This is a genomic window from Kaistella sp., assembly GCF_032060305.1.
In the GTDB taxonomy this organism is placed as follows: domain Bacteria; phylum Bacteroidota; class Bacteroidia; order Flavobacteriales; family Weeksellaceae; genus Kaistella; species Kaistella yananensis.
In genome coordinates this window covers 1-1959 of the sequence record NZ_DAMBHK010000140.1, presented here as the reverse complement: position 1 = coordinate 1959, position 1959 = coordinate 1, and the positions used below count along the sequence as shown (strand labels likewise).

General features: G+C 40.7%; 3 protein-coding genes. 2 read left to right on the top strand and 1 reads right to left on the bottom strand.

What is annotated here, in order from left to right:
• Positions 1 to 723 (bottom strand): tRNA pseudouridine(38-40) synthase TruA (truA, locus tag V5N63_RS11725; protein ID WP_332034086.1); only part of this gene is annotated, 723 nt, incomplete at its 3' end.
• Positions 724 to 811: 88 nt separating this feature from the next.
• On the opposite strand from truA, the gene V5N63_RS11720 reads away from it, so the two are divergent.
• Positions 812 to 1303 (top strand): metallophosphoesterase family protein, encoded by a 492-nt coding sequence (locus tag V5N63_RS11720; RefSeq protein WP_332023948.1) that lies wholly within the window; start codon positions 812 to 814, stop codon positions 1301 to 1303.
• A 39-nt stretch (positions 1304 to 1342) separates the two neighbouring features.
• Positions 1343 to 1846 carry a hypothetical protein gene (locus V5N63_RS11715; protein WP_332023945.1) on the top strand — a complete coding sequence of 168 codons (504 nt, stop codon included), beginning with the start codon at positions 1343 to 1345 and terminating at the stop codon, positions 1844 to 1846.
• The last annotated feature ends 113 nt before the right edge of the window (positions 1847 to 1959 follow it).

Genomic DNA, 1959 nt, shown 5'->3' with positions numbered 1-1959 from the left:
ATAACCTACATCCACCAGAAATAAACCTTGCGGAGGAGCGGAAGTTCCGGCAGCATTACGGTTTTTATCTTCAATGATTTTACGTAAGTCGGTAGGCTGAATTTTTCCGTTGCCAATTTCCACCATGGTTCCTACGATTGCGCGAACCATATTCCTTAAAAAACGGTCGGCAGAAATGGTGAATTTCAGTTCGGCACCGTTCTGCTCCCATGCTGCTTTATAGATTTTGCAGTTATTGGTTTTATTGTCGGCATGAAGTTTAGCAAAACTGGTAAAATCTTCATAGTCAAAAAGGATTTTACAGGCTTCATTCATTTTCTCAAGGTCCAGAGTGCGTTTCCACATTTGCCAGGACGCATCCTGGGTAAAAGGATTTTTCTCCAAAGCAATGTGATACTCATAGGTGCGGAACGTAGCATCAAAACGGGCATGAAAATCATCCTCCACCCGGAAAATTCTTTTTACCGCAATATCATTAGGCAGAAAACTGTTCAACTTATACGGAAGATTTTCGTCCAGATTCTGTACAGTATCAAAATGGGCGAAGATTTTTTTTGCGTGAACGCCGGTGTCGGTTCTCCCCGCTCCTGTGGTTTTTATTTCCTCGCGAAGAATGGTCGATAAAGCTTTTTCCAGTTCTTCCTGAACCGTAATTTCGTTAGGCTGTATCTGGTAACCGAAATAATTTTTGCCGTGGTATGAAAATTCTATGAAATAGCGCATTGCTGCAAATTTAAAATAAATGCCACGAATGCACGAATAAAATTCATCCTTGAATAATGGGTACAAAAAATTCTCTTATTTTCGTACCATGAAAATTCTGCTTCTCTCCGACTCGCATTCCTATATCGACGAAAGAATTCTGGATTATGCAAAACAGGCGGATGAAATCTGGCATTGCGGCGACTTCGGAAATATGGAGGTGATTGAAGCCCTTGAGAAAATTAAACCCCTGCGCGGCGTTTACGGTAATATCGACGGAACGGAAATCCGTAAAATTTTCCCGGAAGTTTCAAGATTTACCTGCGAAGAAGTGGAAGTGCTGATGATTCACATTGGCGGTTATCCGGGAAAATATACTCCGCTCGCTAAAAAAGAAATCGAGGGACAGACTCCCAAACTCTTTATATCAGGACATTCCCATATTCTGAAAGCTATGTTTGATCAGAAAAACCATCTGCTGCATCTCAATCCCGGCGCAATGGGAAAAGTGGGTTGGCACCAGATGCGGACGATGATGCGTTTCGAAATCAATAAAGACCAGATCGAAAATCTGGAAATCATCGAATTGGGTAAAAAATAATCTTTAAAATTCTTAACTTAGAGGTTAAATTCTTAATCCATGAGAAAAAAACTTCAAGAGATGCCACTGTACAAAAAAGCGGAAGAAATTTCTCAAACCGTACGAACCATTTGCGATTTGATTCCTGAGGACAACGATTATCTGCAGAATACCAAAACACATCTTCTTGAAAACACGTTAGTTATTCAGGCAAAAATTTCGGGTGCTGAAGCGGTAAACTTATGGGATATTAAAATGGAAAACGCGGCCATCATCAGAAAATGCGCCAGAGAACTCATGGTAAGTTATCACAGTTTAACGGCGTTCGGGTTTGATGAAGCCAATTATTACTTGATGGTGAGAAAACAGATTGAAGAATTCCGTCTGCTGTTCCGCGAATGGGTCGCCAGTTTTAATCCGAAACATTTTATCGTAGACGAGTGGGGATTATTTAATCCGCCGGGAATTCCTCAGGATTACGTGCAGCGTGATGAAGAACTTGATTTTTTGGATGATGATGAAGACGAAATCGATTTCGGCTACAACGATTCTGACACAGAATAAATTTTACGATTTACTATTCAGGCCATCGTAAATCCGGTGTATCAAACCATCAGCTACCGAAATTTTCGGCACAAATATTTTGTCGATATCACTCCACGTCATCACGTTATTGA

What these genes read in the sequence shown, in the direction of transcription:
- V5N63_RS11720 (WP_332023948.1), top strand. Translation starts at nt 812, where the DNA reads ATGAAAATTCTGCTTCTCTCCGACTCGCATTCCTATATCGACGAAAGA.
- V5N63_RS11715 (WP_332023945.1), top strand. Translation starts at nt 1,343, where the DNA reads ATGAGAAAAAAACTTCAAGAGATGCCACTGTACAAAAAAGCGGAAGAA.